9 protein-coding genes and 1 tRNA gene are annotated in these 17,688 nt (G+C 69.9%); 1 reads left to right on the top strand and 9 read right to left on the bottom strand.

Features of this window, described 5'->3' with window-relative positions; all coding sequences use genetic code 11:
- Window positions 1-74: 74 nt before the first annotated feature.
- From IE255_RS32715 to IE255_RS32685, 7 genes are all read right to left on the bottom strand, one after another.
- Window positions 75-620: a CinA family protein gene (locus IE255_RS32715; protein ID WP_190054028.1), complete on the bottom strand. Its 546-nt coding sequence runs from the start codon at window positions 618-620 to the stop codon at window positions 75-77.
- Window positions 617-1,522 (bottom strand): CDP-diacylglycerol--glycerol-3-phosphate 3-phosphatidyltransferase, encoded by a 906-nt coding sequence (gene pgsA, locus IE255_RS32710; RefSeq protein WP_190054027.1) that lies wholly within the window; start codon window positions 1,520-1,522, stop codon window positions 617-619. Before pgsA ends, IE255_RS32715 begins: the two co-directional genes overlap by 4 nt.
- The gene (rimO, locus tag IE255_RS32705) at window positions 1,519-2,997 is read right to left on the bottom strand and encodes a 30S ribosomal protein S12 methylthiotransferase RimO (RefSeq protein ID WP_190054026.1); all 1,479 of its coding nucleotides are present in this window, start codon (window positions 2,995-2,997) and stop codon (window positions 1,519-1,521) included. Before rimO ends, pgsA begins: the two co-directional genes overlap by 4 nt.
- A 93-nt stretch (window positions 2,998-3,090) precedes the next feature.
- The gene (locus IE255_RS32700; protein WP_190054025.1) at window positions 3,091-3,942 is read right to left on the bottom strand and encodes a helix-turn-helix domain-containing protein; all 852 of its coding nucleotides are present in this window, start codon (window positions 3,940-3,942) and stop codon (window positions 3,091-3,093) included.
- Window positions 3,943-4,207: 265 nt separating this feature from the next.
- Entirely contained in the window at window positions 4,208-6,949 is a 2,742-nt protein-coding gene (locus tag IE255_RS32695) for a DNA translocase FtsK (protein WP_190054024.1), read from the bottom strand.
- Window positions 6,950-7,076: 127 nt separating this feature from the next.
- Complete coding sequence (locus IE255_RS32690) at window positions 7,077-7,757, bottom strand: response regulator (protein ID WP_190054023.1); 681 nt, start codon at window positions 7,755-7,757, stop codon at window positions 7,077-7,079.
- A 307-nt stretch (window positions 7,758-8,064) separates the two neighbouring features.
- Window positions 8,065-13,539 (bottom strand): HAMP domain-containing protein, encoded by a 5,475-nt coding sequence (locus IE255_RS32685; protein WP_190054022.1) that lies wholly within the window; start codon window positions 13,537-13,539, stop codon window positions 8,065-8,067.
- A gap of 376 nt (window positions 13,540-13,915) precedes the next feature.
- On the opposite strand from IE255_RS32685, the gene IE255_RS32680 reads away from it, so the two are divergent.
- The gene (locus IE255_RS32680) at window positions 13,916-16,669 is read left to right on the top strand and encodes a SpoIIE family protein phosphatase (RefSeq protein WP_190054021.1); all 2,754 of its coding nucleotides are present in this window, start codon (window positions 13,916-13,918) and stop codon (window positions 16,667-16,669) included.
- Between the two features lie 43 nt (window positions 16,670-16,712).
- On the opposite strand, the gene IE255_RS32675 is transcribed toward IE255_RS32680, so the two are convergent.
- Window positions 16,713-16,788: transfer RNA gene (locus IE255_RS32675), tRNA-Thr, on the bottom strand.
- A gap of 73 nt (window positions 16,789-16,861) precedes the next feature.
- Entirely contained in the window at window positions 16,862-17,524 is a 663-nt protein-coding gene (locus tag IE255_RS32670; protein ID WP_190054159.1) for a DegT/DnrJ/EryC1/StrS family aminotransferase, read from the bottom strand.
- Window positions 17,525-17,688: the final 164 nt, after the last annotated feature.

Below are 17,688 nucleotides of genomic sequence, written 5' to 3'. Positions count from 1 at the left end.
ATTACGCCCCACCGTACCGCCTTGCGCCGCGGCCGTGCGGGGAGCGATGTCGTGTTCACTCAGGGCTGCAAACATCAAAACCCCCCGTTCCGTTCCGTATCCTGTGCCCGCTCATTCCCAGTCTGTTCGCTCGCAAGCTCCTTCAGGAGCAGTGCGAGTACGCTCCGTACACTCTCTCTACGAATTTCCGCGCGGTCGCCGTTCAACCGCAGACCCTCCACTTTTCCGCCGCCGGCAGAACCGGAATCGGTCCCGACAGGTCCGTCCACGGCCACGAAGACCGTCCCGACGGCCTGTCCGTCCTGCGGATCGGGACCCGCGACACCGGTCGTCGCGATGCCCCAGTCGGTGCCGAGCGCCGTGCGGACGCCGACCGCCATCTGGGCCGCGACCTGCGGATCCACCGCTCCACGTGACGTCAGCAAGGTGGCGTCGACGCCCAGCAGGTCATGCTTCAGTTCGGTGGCATAGGCGGTCACCGAGCCCCGGAAGACCTTGGACGCCCCGGGGACGGATGTGATCTCCGCCGCAACGAGGCCACCGGTCAACGACTCCGCGACGGCGAGCGTCTCGCCCTTCACCGTGAGTAGTCGCACCACGTCGGTGGCCGTGGAACTCACGCTTCCTTCTCCTCCAACGCGGCCTTGCGCTCGGCGATTCCCCGCCTGCGCAGCACAATGGCCTGTTTCACATAGTCGAGCCCGGTCACCACGGTCAGCACGACCGCCGCGGCCATCACCCACCATCTCAGGGTCGCCAGCCACCCCGTCAGCGCCAGCACATACATGCCGACGGCCACGCCCTGGGTGAGGGTCTTGAGCTTGCCGCCGCGGCTGGCGGGGATGACGCCGTACCGAATGACGAGAAAACGCAGCAGGGTGATCCCGAGTTCCCGCCCGAGGATGACGCCGGTCACCCACCACGGCAGATCGCCGAGCGCGGACAGACAGATCAGCGCCGCGCCCATGATCGCCTTGTCGGCGATGGGGTCGGCGATCTTCCCGAAGTCCGTGACCAGGTTGTACGTGCGCGCCAGATGACCGTCGAAGAGGTCGGTGATCATGGCGATGGCGAAGGCCGCCCAGGCGAGGGCCCGCCACGCCGGGTCGTATCCGCCGTCGGCGAGCATCAGCGCGACGAAGGCCGGTACGAGGACCAGCCGGAGCATGGTCAGGAGGTTGGCGATGTTCCAGACACTGGCCTGGTTGACGGCCGCTGCCGCCAGCTTCCCGCCCCGCGCCGGCCTGTCCTCGCCCTGCGCGCCGTCGGCGGCGGTCTCCGAGACCCCACCGACGGAAGCCCCGGCGCCATCCGCACCGGGCACCTCGCCGGGCGATACGCCGTGGCCCGCCTCGGAGGACGCGCCCTGCCCGGCACCGGTCGGCCCGCCCTCGGCCGACCGCGCGACCGCACGCCCGGCCGCCGCCCCGGGAACCTTCCCCGCGGCCGCTGCGGCCGCACCGGCCGCGGCCCTCCTCGCGCCGGAGGGGCCTCCCGCCGCAGTTGCCGGGACACCGGTCATCTGCCCGCCTCCTCACTCCACGCAGGCGACCCGAACGAGCTCTGAAGCGGCTCGGCCACCAGGTCGACACCCTCCGTACCGACCACCTTCGCCTCGACCATACGGCCGACGCGCAGGCCGGCGCCGCTCGTGAGCAGCACCTGGCCGTCCGTCTCGGGCGCCTGGTGCGCCGCGCGGCCGTAGACGCCGTCCTCCTCGACGGACTCGACGAGGACGTGCACGGTCTGGCCGACCCGCTCCTCGGCGCGCTGCGAGACGAGCTCCTCCGCGAGCCGCGAGACGCGGGCCAACCGCTCGGCGACGACGTCCTCGTCGAGCTTGTTGTCGTAGGTCGCCGCCTCGGTGCCCTCCTCGTCGGAGTAGCCGAAGACGCCGATGGCGTCCAGCCGCGCGCCGTTCAGGAAGCGCTCCAGTTCGGCGAGGTCGGCCTCGCTCTCGCCGGGGAAGCCGACGATGAAGTTGGAGCGCACGCCGGCCTCGGGCGCCTTGCCGCGGATGGTGTCGAGCAGTTCCAGGAACCGGTCGGTGTCACCGAAGCGGCGCATCGCGCGCAGCACGCCGGGCGCGGAGTGCTGGAAGGACAGGTCGAAGTAGGGCGCGACCTTCGGGGTGGAGGTCAGGACGTCGATGAGGCCGGGCCGCATCTCAGCCGGCTGGAGGTAGCTGACGCGCACCCGCTCGATGCCGTCCACCTCGGCGAGCTCGGGCAGCAGCGACTCCAGCAGGCGGATGTCGCCCAGGTCCTTGCCGTAGGAGGTGTTGTTCTCGGAGACCAGCATGATCTCCTTCACGCCCTGTTCGGCGAGCCAGCGCGTCTCGTTCAGCACGTCGCTCGGGCGGCGCGAGATGAAGGAGCCGCGGAAGGACGGGATGGCGCAGAAGGAGCAGCGCCGGTCGCAGCCGGAGGCGAGCTTCACGGAGGCGACCGGGGAGCCGTCCAGCCGGCGGCGCAGGGGCGCGCGGGGGCCGGAGGCCGGAGCGAGGCCCTCCGGAAGGTCGGCGGGGGCGTGCCCGGGCAGCGCGACGCCGGTGGCCGACTCCTGCCGCTCGGCCGGGCTGATCGGCAGCAGCTTGCGCCGGTCGCGGGGGGTGTGCGCGGCGTGGATGCCGCCGTTCAGGATGGTCTGGAGGCGGTCGGAGATGTCCGCGTAGTCGTCGAAGCCGAGCACGCCGTCGGCCTCGGGGAGGGCCTCGGCGAGTTCCTTGCCGTACCGCTCGGCCATGCAGCCCACCGCCACGACGGCCCGGGTTCTGCCGTGTCCCTTGAGGTCGTTCGCCTCCAGGAGGGCGTCGACCGAGTCCTTCTTGGCGGCCTCGACGAAGCCGCAGGTGTTCACGACGGCGACGTCCGCGGCCTCGGCGTCCTCGACGAGCTGCCAGCCGTCCGCCTCCAAACGGCCTGCGAGCTCCTCCGAGTCCACCTCGTTACGGGCGCAGCCAAGGGTGACGAGTGCGACGGTACGGCGTTCAGGCATGGGCTCAAGACTACTTCGTCCCGCTGACACCCCACGTCGACGGGGTTGGCCGATCATGGCCAACCCCGTACGTCCTGCACCCCTTCGGGCCGGTTACCCGGCCTCGGGGTCGCCCTTGGTGTACGTCAGACGTTCGACGGAGCCGGGCTGGAAGTCGTCCTCGATCTTCTTGCCGTTGACGAAGAGGTCGATCGCGCCGGCGTCCCCGAGGACCAGATGGATCTTGGAGCTGTCCTGGAAGGTCTTGGAGTCGCCCTGCTTGAGGACTCCGTCGAAGAGCATCCGGCCGTTGTGGTCCCTGGCGGCGATCCAGCTGCGGCCGTCGGCGGCGGCCACCTGGACCGTCACCTTGTCCTGCGGCGCGGCCGCGATGGCGCTGTCCGAGGCGTCGGGCTTGGGGTCGGCGGGCTTCTTGGTCTTGGTGGTCGGGGAGGCGGAGTCGCTGGGCGTGGAGCCCTCGGCCACGTTCGCCTCGCCGGTGCCGCTGTCGTCGCCGCCCTGGAACATGGTGAAGCCGACGAAGCCGATCACGGCGACGATCGCGGCGACCATGGCCGCGGTCCAGTTGGGCCCCCGCCGCTCCGGACGGATGCGTTCCGCCTCGAAGAGGGGGGCTGCCGGGGTGGGTGCGGGGCGCCCGCCGTGCTCTTCGCCGTACTGGGCGAGCAGCGGTGCGGGGTCGAGGTGGACGGCCTTGGCCAGGGTCCTGATGTGTCCGCGGGCGTACACGTCCCCACCGCAGGCGGTGAAGTCGTCCGCCTCGATGGCGTGCACGATGTTCATGCGGACCCGGGTGGCGCTACTGACGTCGTCGACCGTCAGCCCGGCGGCGATACGAGCCTGCTGCAGGGCACGGCCGATGGAGGGGCGGGCTTCCTCGCGGTCTTCTTCGACGCGCTCGTCTTCGAACGGACGCTCGTCTTCAGGGGAGTTGCCGATGGACACGGGGGCGCCTTTCGAGCGTGTAGCCGCCTGTGCTGGAGGTTCAGTCTAGGGGGGGTGCAAAAGGGTGGGGCAACCGGGCGGTGGCACTTTGTACGCCATCGGAATGGCCCGACATCCCGATGGTGGAGTCGCTGCTTTTCGCTTCCCTCAACTTGACGTACGCCGAAGGGAAACGGTTGCTCAATGATCCCTTACGGGTGAGTCACGATCCGGACACCCGATTGCCGTACACCGCCCCGCGTGGCGACCATCGTGTCCCGCTTCCCTACCCTTCAGACTCCCCGCGGATCAGGGCGAGCACGCCGTCCAGCTCGTCAGGTTTCACAAGAACGTCACGAGCCTTCGAACCCTCGCTCGGCCCGACGATGTTCCGGGACTCCATGAGGTCCATCAGCCGCCCGGCCTTGGCGAAGCCGACGCGCAGTTTGCGCTGGAGCATGGACGTCGAACCGAACTGCGTGGAGACGACCAGTTCGGCCGCCTGGCACAGCAGGTCGAGGTCGTCGCCGATGTCCTCGTCGATCTCCTTCTTCTGCTTGGTGCCGACGACGACGTCGTCCCGGAAGACGGGCGTCATCTGCTCCTTGCAGTGCCGCACGACGCCCGCGATCTCCTCCTCGGTGACGAACGCGCCCTGCATACGGGTGGGCTTGTTGGCCCCCATGGGCAGGAACAGCCCGTCGCCCTTGCCGATGAGCTTCTCGGCGCCCGGCTGGTCGAGGATGACCCGCGAGTCGGCCAGCGAGGAGGTGGCGAACGCCAGCCGGGAGGGCACGTTCGCCTTGATCAGGCCGGTGACGACGTCGACGGAGGGCCGCTGCGTGGCGAGCACCAGGTGGATGCCGGCCGCCCGCGCGAGCTGCGTGATGCGCACGATCGCGTCCTCGACGTCCCGCGGCGCCACCATCATCAGGTCGGCCAGCTCGTCCACGATGACCAGCAGGTACGGGTACGGCTGGAGCTCCCGCTCGCTGCCCTCGGGCGGCTTGACCTTGCCCTCGCGCACGGCCCGGTTGAAGTCGTCGATGTGCCGGTAGCCGTAGGCGGCCAGGTCGTCGTAGCGCAGGTCCATCTCGCGTACGACCCACTGGAGCGCCTCGGCGGCCCGCTTGGGGTTGGTGATGATCGGCGTGATCAGGTGCGGGATGCCCTCGTAGGCCGTCAGCTCGACCCGCTTGGGGTCGACGAGGATCATCCGGACGTCCTCGGGGGTCGCCCGCATCATGATCGAGGTGATCAGGCAGTTGATGCAGGACGACTTGCCGGAGCCGGTGGCGCCGGCGACCAGCATGTGCGGCATCTTCGCCAGCGAGTGCATGACGTAGCCGCCCTCGACGTCCTTGCCGAAGGCGACCAGCATCGGGTCGTCGTCCTCCGCGGACTCCGCGAGCCGCAGTACGTCACCGAGGTTGACCATCTCCCGGTCGGTGTTCGGGATCTCGATGCCGACCGCGGACTTGCCGGGGATCGGGCTGATGATCCGCACGTCCGGGCTGGCGACGGCGTAGGCGATGTTCTTGGCCAGCGCGGTGATCCGCTCGACCTTGACGGCGGGGCCGAGCTCGATCTCGTAGCGCGTGACCGTCGGCCCGCGGGTGAAGCCGGTGACGGTGGCGTCCACCTTGAACTCGGTGAAGACGTTGGTCAGCGCGGCGACTATGGCGTCGTTGGCGGCGCTGCGGGCCTTGCCGGGGCCGCCGCGCTCCAGCAGGTCGAGCGAGGGCAGGGCGTACGTGATGTCGCCGGACAGCTGGAGCTGCTCGGCGCGCGGGGGCAGGTCGCGGGGCTCGGAGGGCGGGGTCTTGGTGAGGTCGCGGACGCCCGCCCTGGGCTTCTGCGGCTCGGGCTTGTCCTGCTGCGGCTTGTCCTGCTGGGGCCGGGCGGCCGGGACGGGCGTCGGCGTGGTCGGCTCCTGGTCGCCCACCCGCACGCCCTGGGTGAGGTCGGCGACGATCGGCGAGGGCGGCATCCCGTGCAGCACGGCACCGTCGAGCGCCGCGGCGGCCGCCGCGGCGACGTCCACGGCGTCCCTGGGCCGGTCCATGTCGGGCTGCGGCACGGCCGAGCGCCGGGGACGGCCACGGCGCCGCTGGAGGGCCTCCTGCTCGGCGCTGTCGGGGTCGTACGCCGCGGGCGCCGGCGCACGCCTGCCGCGCGGGCGCGCGGGCAGCGCCTCGCGCCACTGCTCCTCGTACCGCTCGTCGTCCTCGGCGAAGCCGTACTCGTCCTCGGCCGGGTCGCGGACGATTCCGAGCCGCACCCCGAGCAGCCGTAGCCGCTGGGGGATGGCGTTGACCGGCGTGGCCGTGACGACCAGCAGCCCGAAGATCGTCAGCAGCACGAGCAGCGGTACGGCGAGCACGTCGCCCATGGCGTACGACAGCGGGGTCGCCATGGCCCAGCCGATGAGGCCGCCGGCGTCCCTTATGGCCTGCATGCCGTCGCCGCGGGCGGGCGAGCCGCACGCGATGTGCACCTGGCCGAGCACGCCGATGACGAGCGCGGACAGGCCGATGACGATGCGCCCGTTGGCCTCGGGCTGCTCCGGGTGGCGGATGAACCGGACGGCGATGACGGCGAGCAGGATCGGCACGAGCAGGTCGAGCCGGCCGAAGGCGCCGGTCACCAGGATCTCGACCAGATCGCCGACGGGGCCCTTCAAGTCGGCCCAGGTGCCCGCGGCGACGATCAGCGCGATGCCGAGCAGCAGCAGCGCGATGCCGTCCTTGCGGTGCGCCGGGTCGAGGTTCTTGGCGCCCTGCCCTATGCCGCGGAACACGGCGCCGACCGCGTGCGCGACGCCGAGCCACAGGGCGCGCACGAGCCGGTAGATGCCTCCGGTCGGGCTGGGTGCCGGTTTGGGCGCGGGCTTCTTCGCCGCGGCCTTCTTGGCGGGCGCCTTCTTCGCGGGAGCCTTCTTGGCAGCGGCCTTCTTCGCCGGAGCCTTCGCTGCAGCGGCCGCCTTCTTCGCGGGCGACTTCCTGGCTGCGGAGGGACGTGAGGCCATGGGTGTGAGGTTACCGGTGGAGACGACAGGGGACACGTGTGCCTACGGCTTCACCCGTTCGTGTCGCTCCGGGAGAGGCACGAAACTGACGCGCGCTCACGGGCGGGCAACCCCGCCTGCCCGGGCGTCAGTTCTGCGAGGACACCGAAGAGGTGCTCCCGGTGCCCGGCTCCAGCGCGTCCAGCGCCCGCCGCAACCCCGTGAGCTTGCGCTCCAGATGAGCCGCCGTGGCCACCGCGGCGGCGTCCGTCGACTCGTCGTTGAGCTGCTTGGTCAGTGCTTCGGCCTGCTCCTCTACGGCGGCGAGCCGCGCGGAGAGCTCGGCGAGCAGCCCGGCCGGCTCCTTGGCCTCGCCGCCCGCGTCCTTGCCGTTGCCCTCCAACTGGAGCCGCAGCAGCGACGCCTGCTCGCGGAGCTGGCAGTTCTTCATGTACAGCTCGACGAAGACGGAGACCTTCGCGCGCAGCACCCACGGGTCGAACGGCTTGGAGATGTAGTCGACCGCGCCCGCCGCATAACCCCGGAAGGTGTGGTGCGGGCCGTGGTTGATCGCCGTGAGGAAGATGATCGGGATGTCCCGGGTCCGCTCCCGCCGCTTGATGTGCGCGGCTGTCTCGAAACCGTCCATCCCCGGCATCTGGACGTCCAGCAGGATGACCGCGAAGTCGTCCGTGAGCAGCGCTTTGAGCGCTTCCTCCCCGGACGATGCCCGCACCAGCGTCTGATCGAGCGCAGAGAGGATCGCCTCCAGCGCCAGCAGATTCTCCGGCCGGTCATCGACCAGGAGGATCTTGGCCTTCTGCACCATGGCCCGCCCTCCTCGCCCCGGCGTGGGGCCTCCCCTGTCCGCAGGACCTGAGGTTGCACCGGTGGGTGCCGCCCCAGGGGACGACTCCCTTGCGCCGCCCGTCCTTGTGCCGGTCATCGTAGCCGCACCCCGCCCGTCGCCACACCCTGTCACCGCGATGTCACTGTGCACGTAGCAGAAACGCAGCAGGAGACCAGAAGGTTCCCCAGATCTCGTACTTCTACACGACTATGCGCACACCGAGTCAGCAACTCCGCGTGAACACCGAACCTTCCCGCCACGGTTGCGTAAGAGCCCAACGTTCCCCTCATTCCCCTCGCATCCACTGGTCCATGACCGTCAGCAGGTGATCGGGGTCGACCGGCTTGGTGACGTAGTCGGAGGCGCCCGACTCGATCGCCTTCTCCCGGTCGCCCTTCATCGCCTTCGCCGTGAGGGCGATGATCGGCAGTCCGGCGAACTGCGGCATCCTGCGGATCGCCGTGGTCGTCGCGTACCCGTCCATCTCGGGCATCATGATGTCCATCAGGACGACCGCCACGTCGTCGTGCTGCTCCAGGACCTCGATGCCCTCACGGCCGTTCTCGGCGTACAGCACCGACAGGCCGTGCTGCTCCAGGACGCTGGTCAGCGCGAAGACGTTGCGGATGTCGTCGTCCACGATCAGGACCTTCTGGCCGCCGAACCGGATACCCCGCTGCGGCTTCGGCGTCGTCTCGTGCTCCGCCGGCGCCGTCCACTGCTCCGGCTGCACCGGGCGTGCCTCCAGCTCGGGCATCCTGCGGCGCCGCCGGAACAGGGCGGCCGGCCCGTTCTGCGTGTCGCGGTACGACTTCACCTCGGCCGGCGTCTCGACCTCGACCTCCGAGAGCTCGGACAGGTCGGACGTCGACGCCACCAGGTCACCGGCCTCCAGGACGGGCAGCTGCTGCTGGTAGCCCTGCGGCGGCAGTTCACTGGGGTGCAGCGGCAGGTACAGCGTGAACGTCGAGCCGCGGCCCGGCTCGCTCTGTGCGTGGATCTCACCGCCGAGCAGCTGGGCGATCTCCCGCGAGATGGACAGCCCGAGGCCCGTGCCGCCGTACTTGCGGCTGGTCGTGCCGTCGGCCTGCTTGAAGGCCTCGAAGATCACCCGCATCTTGCTCGACGCGATGCCGATCCCGGTGTCGGTCACGGAGAACGCGATCAGCTCGGCTTCCGGGTCGGTCAGCGACCCGGTCTCCAGCAGCTGCTCCCGGATCTTCTGCGGCACGTCGTCCCGCGCCGGCCTGATGACCAGCTCCACCGAGCCCGAGTCGGTGAACTTCACCGCGTTGGACAGCAGGTTGCGCAGCACCTGGAGCAGCCGCTGCTCGTCGGTGTGCAGCGTGGCGGGCAGCTCCGGCGAGACCCGCACGGACAGGTCCAGGCCCTTCTCCGCGGTCAGCGGCCGGAAGGTGGCCTCGACGTAGTCCACGAGCTGGACGAGCGCGATCCGCGTCGGGGAGACGTCCATCTTGCCCGCCTCGACCTTCGACAGGTCGAGGATGTCGTTGATGAGCTGGAGCAGGTCGGAACCGGCCCCGTGGATGGTCTCGGCGAACTCGACCTGCTTCGGGGAGAGGTTCCCCTCCGCGTTGTCGGCGAGCAGCTTGGCCAGGATCAGCAGCGAGTTCAGCGGCGTCCGCAGCTCGTGCGACATGTTCGCCAGGAACTCGCTCTTGTAGCGCATCGAGACCGCGAGCTGCTCGGCGCGCTCCTCCAGGACCTGCCGCGCCTCCTCGATCTCGGTGTTCTTCACCTCGATGTCGCGGTTCTGCTGGGCCAGCAGCTCGGCCTTCTCCTCCAGTTCGGCGTTGGACGCCTGGAGGGCCTTCTGCCGCTGCTCCAACTCGGCGGAGCGCTCGCGCAGTTGCTCGGTCAGCTCCTGCGACTGCGCCAGCAGCCGCTCGGTCTTGGTGTTGACGGAGATGGTGTTGACGCTGGTGGCGATCATCTCCGCTATCTGGTTCAGGAAGTCCTTCTGGATCTGCGTGAACGGCGTGAAGGACGCCAGCTCGATGACGCCGAGCACCTTCCCCTCGAACAGCACCGGCAGCACGATCACCTGCGCGGGCGGCGCCTCACCGAGCCCCGAGGAGATCTTCAGGTAGCCGCTGGGCGCGTTCTCCACGAGGATCGTGCGCTTCTCCGTCGCGGCCGTCCCGATCAGCGCCTCACCGGGCTGGAACGACGTCGGCATGGAGCCCATCGAGTAGCCGTACGAGCCCAGCATGCGCAGCTCGTACTGGTCCTCGTCCGAGGCGTTCATGTCCTCGCCGTCCACGAGTGGCATGGCGAGGAAGAACGCGCCGTGCTGCGCCGAGACCACCGGCGTCAGCTCGCTCATGATCAGCGAGGCCACGTCCTCCAGGTCCCGGCGGCCCTGCATCAGCGCGGAGATCCGGGCCAGGTTGCCCTTGAGCCAGTCCTGCTCCTTGTTGGCGATCGTGGTGTCGCGCAGGTTGGCGATCATCTTGTTGATGTAGTCCTGGAGCTCCTGGATCTCCCCGGACGCGTCCACGTCGATCTTCAGGTTCAGATCGCCCCGGGTCACCGCGGTGGCCACGCGCGCGATGGCACGCACCTGCCGGGTCAGGTTCCCGGCCATCTCGTTCACGGACTCCGTCAGGTCGCGCCAGGTGCCGTCGACGTCACGCACGCGTGCCTGGCCGCCGAGCTGTCCTTCCGTACCCACCTCGCGGGCGACCCGAGTGACCTCCTCGGCGAAGGAGGACAGCTGGTCGACCATCGTGTTGATGGTCGTCTTCAGCTCCAGGATCTCCCCGCGCGCGTCGATGTCGATCTTCTTCGTCAGATCGCCCTTGGCGATGGCCGTGGTCACCATGGCGATGTTGCGCACCTGACCGGTCAGGTTGGACGCCATCTGGTTCACGGACTCGGTCAGGTCCTTCCACGTACCGGCCACACCGGGTACGTGCGCCTGCCCGCCGAGGATGCCGTCCGTGCCCACCTCACGGGCCACCTTGGTGACCTGCTCGGCGAACGAACTCAGCGTCTTCACCATCGTGTTGATGGTGTCGGCGAGCTGCGCGACCTCACCGCGCGCCTCGATCGTCACCTGCCGCGTCAGGTCACCGTTGGCGACCGCCGCCGACACCTGGGAGATGTTCCGCACCTGAGTGGTGAGGTTCTTGGCCATCAGGTTGACGTTGTCGCTCAGGTCCTTCCAGATGCCCGTGACACCCGGCACGTGCGCCTGGCCGCCCAGGATGCCCTCGGTGCCCACCTCACGGGCCACCCGGGTCACCTGCTCGGCGAAGGACGACAGCTGGTCCACCATCGTGTTGACGGTCGTGACGAGCTCCAGGATCTCGCCCTTGGCGTCGACGGTGATCTTCTTCGACAGATCACCCCGGGCGACCGCCGTCGTGACCTCGGCGATGTTGCGCACCTGGATGGTCAGGTTGTTCGCCATGCCGTTCACGGACTGGGTGAGGTCCTTCCAGGTGCCGGAGACGCCCTGCACCTCGGCCTGACCACCCAGGATGCCCTCCGTACCCACCTCACGGGCCACACGCGTGACCTCCTGGGCGAACGACGACAGCTGGTCCACCATCGTGTTCAGGGTGTTCTTCAGCTCCAGGATCTCGCCGCGCGCGTCCACGGTGATCTTCTGGGACAGGTCACCCCGGGCCACCGCGGTCGCCACCTGGGCGATGTTGCGCACCTGCGCGGTGAGGTTCCCGGCCATGCCGTTCACGGAGTCCGTCAGGTCACGCCACACACCGGCGACCCCGGGCACCTGCGCCTGACCGCCCAGCCGGCCGTCCGTACCCACCTCGCGCGCGACCCGGGTCACCTGGTCCGCGAAGGCGGACAGCTGGTCGACCATCGTGTTGATGGTGTTCTTCAGCTCCAGGATCTCGCCGCGCGCGTCGACGTCGATCTTCTGCGACAGGTCGCCCCGGGCCACGGCCGTCGTCACCTGCGCGATGTTGCGCACCTGGGAGGTGAGGTTGCCGGCCATCGAGTTGACGGAGTCGGTGAGCTCCTTCCAGGTGCCCGACACGCCGTCCACCCGGGCCTGACCGCCGAGCCGGCCCTCCGTACCCACGTCCCGGGCCATCCGCGTCACCTGGTCGGCGAAGCTCGACAGCTGGTCCACCATCGTGTTCACGGTGTTCTTCAGCTTGAGCATCTCGCCGGAGACGTCGACCGTGACCTTCTGCGACAGGTCACCGTTGGCCACCGCCGTCGTCACCTGGGCGATGTTCCTCACCTGACCGGTGAGGTTCCGGAACGCCGTGTTGACGGAGTCCGTCAGGTCCTTCCACGTGCCGGCCGCCCCGGGCACCTGCGCCTGGCCGCCCAGCTCACCCTCGACACCGATCTCGCGTGCCACACGGGTCACTTCGGCACCGAACGCGGACAGCTGGTCCACCATCGTGTTGACGGTGTTCTTCAGCTCCAGCATCTCGCCGGCCACGTCCACGGTGACCTTCTGCGACAGGTCACCGTTGGCCACGGCCGTCGTCACGGCGGCGATGTCGCGCACCTGGGTGGTCAGGTTCCGGAAGACCGTGTTCACCGAATCGGTGAGGTCCTTCCACGTCCCCGCCGCACCCGGCACGTTCGCCTGACCGCCGAGCCGCCCCTCGGCGCCGACCTCGTTGGCCACGCGCGTGACCTCGTCCGCGAAGATCCGCAGCGTCTCGGTCATCTGGTTGATCGTGTCGGCGAGCTGTGCGACCTCACCGCGCGCCGGGACGGTCACCTTCCGGGACAGGTCACCGTTGGCGACCGCGGTCGTCACCTCCGCGATCCCGCGCACCTGGGCCGTGAGGTTCCCGGCCATGGTGTTCACGGAATCGGTGAGTTCCTTCCACACACCGTCGACCCCGGGCACCTGCGCCTGACCGCCCAGCGCGCCCTCCGTGCCCACCTCACGGGCCACCCGGGTCACCTCGGAGGAGAACGCCGAGAGCTGGTCCACCATCGTGTTGACGGTGTTCTTCAGCTCCAGCATCTCGCCGGCCACCTGAACCGTGACCTTCCGGGACAGATCACCCTTGGCGACCGCCGTCGTCACCAGCGCGATGTCCCTCACCTGGGCCGTCAGCCGGTACGCCATCGTGTTGACGGAGTCCGTGAGATCCCGCCACGAACCCGACATGCCGCGCACCCGGGCCTGCCCGCCCAGCTTGCCCTCGGTGCCCACCTCACTGGCCACCCGCGTGACCTCGTCGGTGAACGTCGACAACTGGTCGACCAGATTGTTGACGGTCCGCCCGACCTTCAGGAACTCACCCCGCAGCGGCTGGCTATTCCCGTCCGACACCTGCGTCCGCAGCTCCATACGCGGCGACAGATCACCCTCGGCCACCGCCGACAGCACCCGGCCCACCTCGGAAACCGGCCGCACCAGGTCATCCACCAGGGCGTTCGAGTTGTCGATCGCGGTCGCCCAGGAGCCCTCGCAGGCGCCCGTCTCCAGCCGCTCGGTGAGCTTGCCCTCGCGGCCCACCATCCGCCGCACCCGGGACAACTCGCCCGTCAGATGCAGATTGCGGTCGGCCACCTCGTTGAAGACCGCCGCGATCTCGGCCATCACGCCGTCGCCGGACACCGTGAGCCGCTTGCGGAAGTTCCCGTCCCGCATGGACACCAGGGCCGCCATCAGCCGGTTCAGCGCCGCCGTGTCCACCTCAGTGGTGCCGTTGCGCACTTTGCCCTGGTTCCTCGGGGACTGTCCGCCTTTCGCGCGCGTTTTCGTGCCACGCGTCGCTGCGCCAGACTCCACTGTGTCCCTCCCGCAGGGGTCGACCGTCACTCTGTGCTCGCGGTACCGCTCGGCGTACCAGTTACTACTGCGTATTCTCTGCCCTGCATACCAGGCCGGTTCCAGGGGGCTGCTGCCCGCCGTACGCCTACAGCACGCAGCCTGCCCGGACCTTCACAAGAAGCTTGCCCAGTGTTTCACCCCGGCCGAACCAGGCCATAACAGTTCGGCAGCTTCGCACATCGTCCGCACACCCTCCGGACGGAAACACTGCAGACCGGCATCCGCATGGACCGCGAAGGTAAGTAACCTTGCATCCGGCTGTCCAGCCGCGCCGGTCCGTCCGGCCTGGGCGGTGGCACGAAGACGAGCGGGCATCGGAGGGGCGGCCGCACACATGACCACCGGACTGATCCCGGGGGGACAGCCCCCGGACCCACGGCCGACGGGCGGCCTGCCGCATCAGCGGCGCGAGCCGGTCGGCCCCGCAGCCCAGCACGTCGAGAACCGGTCGAGGAGTTCTGTGATCACCGCGCGCGCGGCCGCCAGTTTCGAGCCCGTCGGGCGATCGGTCGCGAGCGCCCGCTCCTTCGTCCGCGACACCCTCCAGGGCTGGGGCTTCGCCGACATCGTCGACGACGCCGTCGTTCTCACCAGCGAACTGGTGACCAACGCCGTGGTCCACGCCGGCACCTCCGCCGACGTGCTGTGCCTGCGCAGCGACGAGGGCGTGCGCATCGAGGTCGCCGACCGCTACCCCGAGCGGGAGATCCCCCTCCAGGGCACGGCCGTCAACATGGGCAGCCCCGACCGCGAGGGCGGCCGCGGCCTCCAGCTGTGCGCGGCCCTGGCCGGCCGCTGGGGCGTCGAGTACACCCCCACCCACAAGACGGTCTGGTTCCAACTCGACCTCCCCGCGCGCGTGGTGGGCACCCGCGCGGCCGGCCCGGCTCTCCCCGCCGACCTCCTCCCGCTCGCCGACGGCCGGGTCCGCGTGGCCGTCATCCAGATCGACCGCACCGGCCACATCTCCGCCTGGAACGAGGACGCCGAGGAGCTCTTCGGCTACCCCGCCGAGCAGGTCACCGGCAAGCCCCTGACCGACCTCGCGGCCTGGCCGCACACCCCCGGCACCAGCACGGGCATCGCGGAGGCGCTCCGGCTCTCCCGCTGGGAGGGCAGCTACGGCATCCGCGACGCGGGCGGCCGCGTGACCCCCGTCTACGCCTCCCACCTGCGCGTCCGCGACACCGGCGGCGAACCGTCAACCGTGTGCCTCCTGGTACGCGACCACGAACGGGCCGTTCTTCAGACGCCCCTGCGCATCCCCGCCTCCGACACCTCCACCGGCTCCGACGGCCAGAGCACCGACCCCTTCGAGGTGTTCATCGGCTCCCCCGCCCCGGACGACCTCGACGGCCTCCTCCAGCGCACGGTCGAACGCGCCCGCGACATGCTCGACGGCGACTCGGCGTTCCTCCTGCTCGCCACGGATGACGAGACGGAACTGGAGGTCCGCGCCTCCACGGGCCTGCCCTCGGCCCGCCAACGCTTCGCCCGCGTCCCCGTCGAGGCTGGAACCGGCCGCTACGGCTCCGCCCGCATGCCGGCCGTCCACGACGACCTCACGGCCGTCCAGGGCGCCGTGCCGCTGCTGAACGGCACGGGCATGCGCTCCGTCGTCACGGTCCCCCTCAAGGTGGAGGGCCGCCTCACCGGCTCCCTGGGTGTCGCCGCCGAGGCACCCGGCAGATATTCCAACGAGGAGGCGCTGCGCCTGCAGTTCGCCGCCGACCGCATCGCCCTGGCCGTCGAGTCGGCCCGCCTGGGCGAACTGGAGCGCCTGCGCCGCGGCTCCCTGAGCTTCCTGGTGGAGGCGTCCGACCTGCTGGCCGGCACCCTCGACCGCGACCAGACGCTGGCCCTGATGGCCCAGATGACGGTCCCGACCCTGGCGACCTGGTGCGCCGTCTACACGATCGCCGACCAGGCCTCCGAGCCGTACCTGTCGTACGTCCTGCACGAGGACGAGGAACTCATCGACGGCATCAAGTCCCTGCTGTCGAAGGTCCCGCCGCCCGACCCGGTGCCCACGCCCGGCGCCCGCGTCTGGACGGCCCCCGGCGAGGTGGCCCACCAGGCGGCCCTGCGCAGTTCCATGCGCAGCCTCGGCCTCAGCGGCGGCCCGACCCGCCAGGTCACACCCGGCATCGGCCCGACCCTCGCCACGGCCTCCGCCGTCGGCGGCGAGACGGTCGTCCTCCCCCTGGTCGCCCGCAACCGCGTCATCGGCATGCTGACGCTGGGCAAGCCGACCGACGAGCACTTCCGCCAGGAGATCCTGGAACTCGCCGAGGACCTCTCCCGCCGAGCCGCCCTGGCCCTGGACAACGCCCGCCTCTACTCCGAGCGCACGGCGATCAGCCAGTCCCTCCAACGCAGCCTCCTGCCCCCGGAGCTGCCGGAGATCGAGGGCGTCGAGGTCGAGGTCATCTACCGCGCGGCCGGCGAGGGCAACGAGGTCGGCGGCGACTTCTACGACGTCTTCCCCATCCGCGACGGCGCCTACGGCTTCGCCATCGGCGACGTCTGCGGTACGGGCCCGAACGCGGCAGCGGTGACGGGCCTGGCCCGCCACGCCCTGCGCCTCCTGGCCCGCGAGGGCCTCAGCGGCCCGACGGTCCTGGAGCGCCTCAACTCCGCCATCCTCGACGAAGGCGCCCGCAGCCGCTTCCTCACCCTGCTCTACGGCGAGATGCGGCCCCAGGAGGACGGCAGCGCCGAGCTGAAGGTCGTCTGCGCCGGCCACCCGCTCCCGCTGCGCCTGCGCCAGGACGGCACGGTCGAACCGGCCGCCGAACCCCAGCCGCTCCTCGGCGTCATCGAGGACCTGGAGCTGTACGAGCAGACGGTCACCCTCGACCCGGGCGACGTCCTGCTGTGCGTCACGGACGGCGTCACCGAACGCCGCGAAGGCGCCCGCATGCTGGGCGACGACGGCCTCGCGGACGTCCTCACGACCTGCACGGGCCTCACGGCCGGCGCGGTCGCGGCCCGCATCATGCGCGCGGTGGAACGCTTCGCGTCGGACGCCCCGTCCGACGACATGGCGATCCTGGCGATGCGCGTCCCGGGCCTCCACAAGGACTAGGACATGCAAAAGGCCCCACCCGCGAGGGTGGGGCCTTTTCTGCTGGAGCCCCCAAACGGAATCGAACCGTTGACCTTCTCCTTACCATGGAGACGCTCTGCCGACTGAGCTATAGGGGCCTGTCGCTCTGCGGGTTTCCCCCGCGGCAACGGAATAGATCATACCCCGAACAGACCCATGCTCCCAACCACGTCAGAAGGCAGGCAGGAGAAGCCCTCCGAGGGCATTACAGGCCGACACGATCCGCTGCATGTCCCGCTTGGTCAGCGTGGCGTCCACCGGCAGCGCGAGCGTCTCGTCGGCAGCTCGCTCCGTCTCCGGAAGAGAGACACAGCGCCGGAATTCGGGCAGCCGGTGCACCGGAGTCTTCACCGGCACCCGGGCCTCGACTCCCCGGGCCCGCACGGCTCGCGCGAAGGCGTCCCGGTCCGGTCGCCCGTTGCCCGGAACCCGCACGACGTACTGCTGGTAGGTGTGCCCGTCGCCGTCGTCCGGCGTCCGCACGCCCCTCAACTTCGCGTCGAGATACGCCGCCCGCTCCCGGCGCTGGGCTATCTCGTCGTACGGCGCCTCGGACTCGCCCTGCTCCAGCACCAGCAGCCCGTGCCGCTGTCCCACCGCGTGCAACCGCGCGATGTCGGCGAGCCGCCCGAAGCGGTGTACGACAACGACGGCCGCGGTGCGCGGAGTTACCGCTGCTTCCACAGCGAAGGGATCAAGGCAGTAGGTGACGGGATCTATGTCGGCGAACACCGGCAGCGCCCCGGCCATGGCCACGGCCTCGGCGACCTCGACGTTCCCGAAGGCCGGCACGACGACCTCGTCACCGAGTCCGACACCGGCGGCCCTGAGCATTGCAGCAGTACCCATGCTGTGGATGCTGGTTGCGCAACGTGAACTTCAAGTGACGCGCAACAAAAAAGGGTTGGACCCTGAACCGAAGTTCAGGGTCCAACCCATTCAATATTTGTTCGGCGGCGTCCTACTCTCCCACAGGGTCCCCCCTGCAGTACCATCGG

Source organism: Streptomyces lomondensis, assembly GCF_014651035.1.
Lineage (GTDB): Bacteria > Actinomycetota > Actinomycetes > Streptomycetales > Streptomycetaceae > Streptomyces > Streptomyces lomondensis.
This window is presented reverse-complemented; position numbering and strand designations above follow the sequence as displayed.

Bases quoted from the DNA above. Each gene is read 5' to 3' on its own strand.
- rimO (WP_190054026.1), bottom strand. From the start codon at position 2,997: ATGCCTGAACGCCGTACCGTCGCACTCGTCACCCTTGGCTGCGCCCGT.
- pgsA (WP_190054027.1), bottom strand. From the start codon at position 1,522: ATGACCGGTGTCCCGGCAACTGCGGCGGGAGGCCCCTCCGGCGCGAGG.
- IE255_RS32670 (WP_190054159.1), bottom strand. From the start codon at position 17,524: ATGCTCAGGGCCGCCGGTGTCGGACTCGGTGACGAGGTCGTCGTGCCG.
- IE255_RS32695 (WP_190054024.1), bottom strand. From the start codon at position 6,949: ATGGCCTCACGTCCCTCCGCAGCCAGGAAGTCGCCCGCGAAGAAGGCG.
- IE255_RS32680 (WP_190054021.1), top strand. From the start codon at position 13,916: ATGACCACCGGACTGATCCCGGGGGGACAGCCCCCGGACCCACGGCCG.
- IE255_RS32690 (WP_190054023.1), bottom strand. From the start codon at position 7,757: ATGGTGCAGAAGGCCAAGATCCTCCTGGTCGATGACCGGCCGGAGAAT.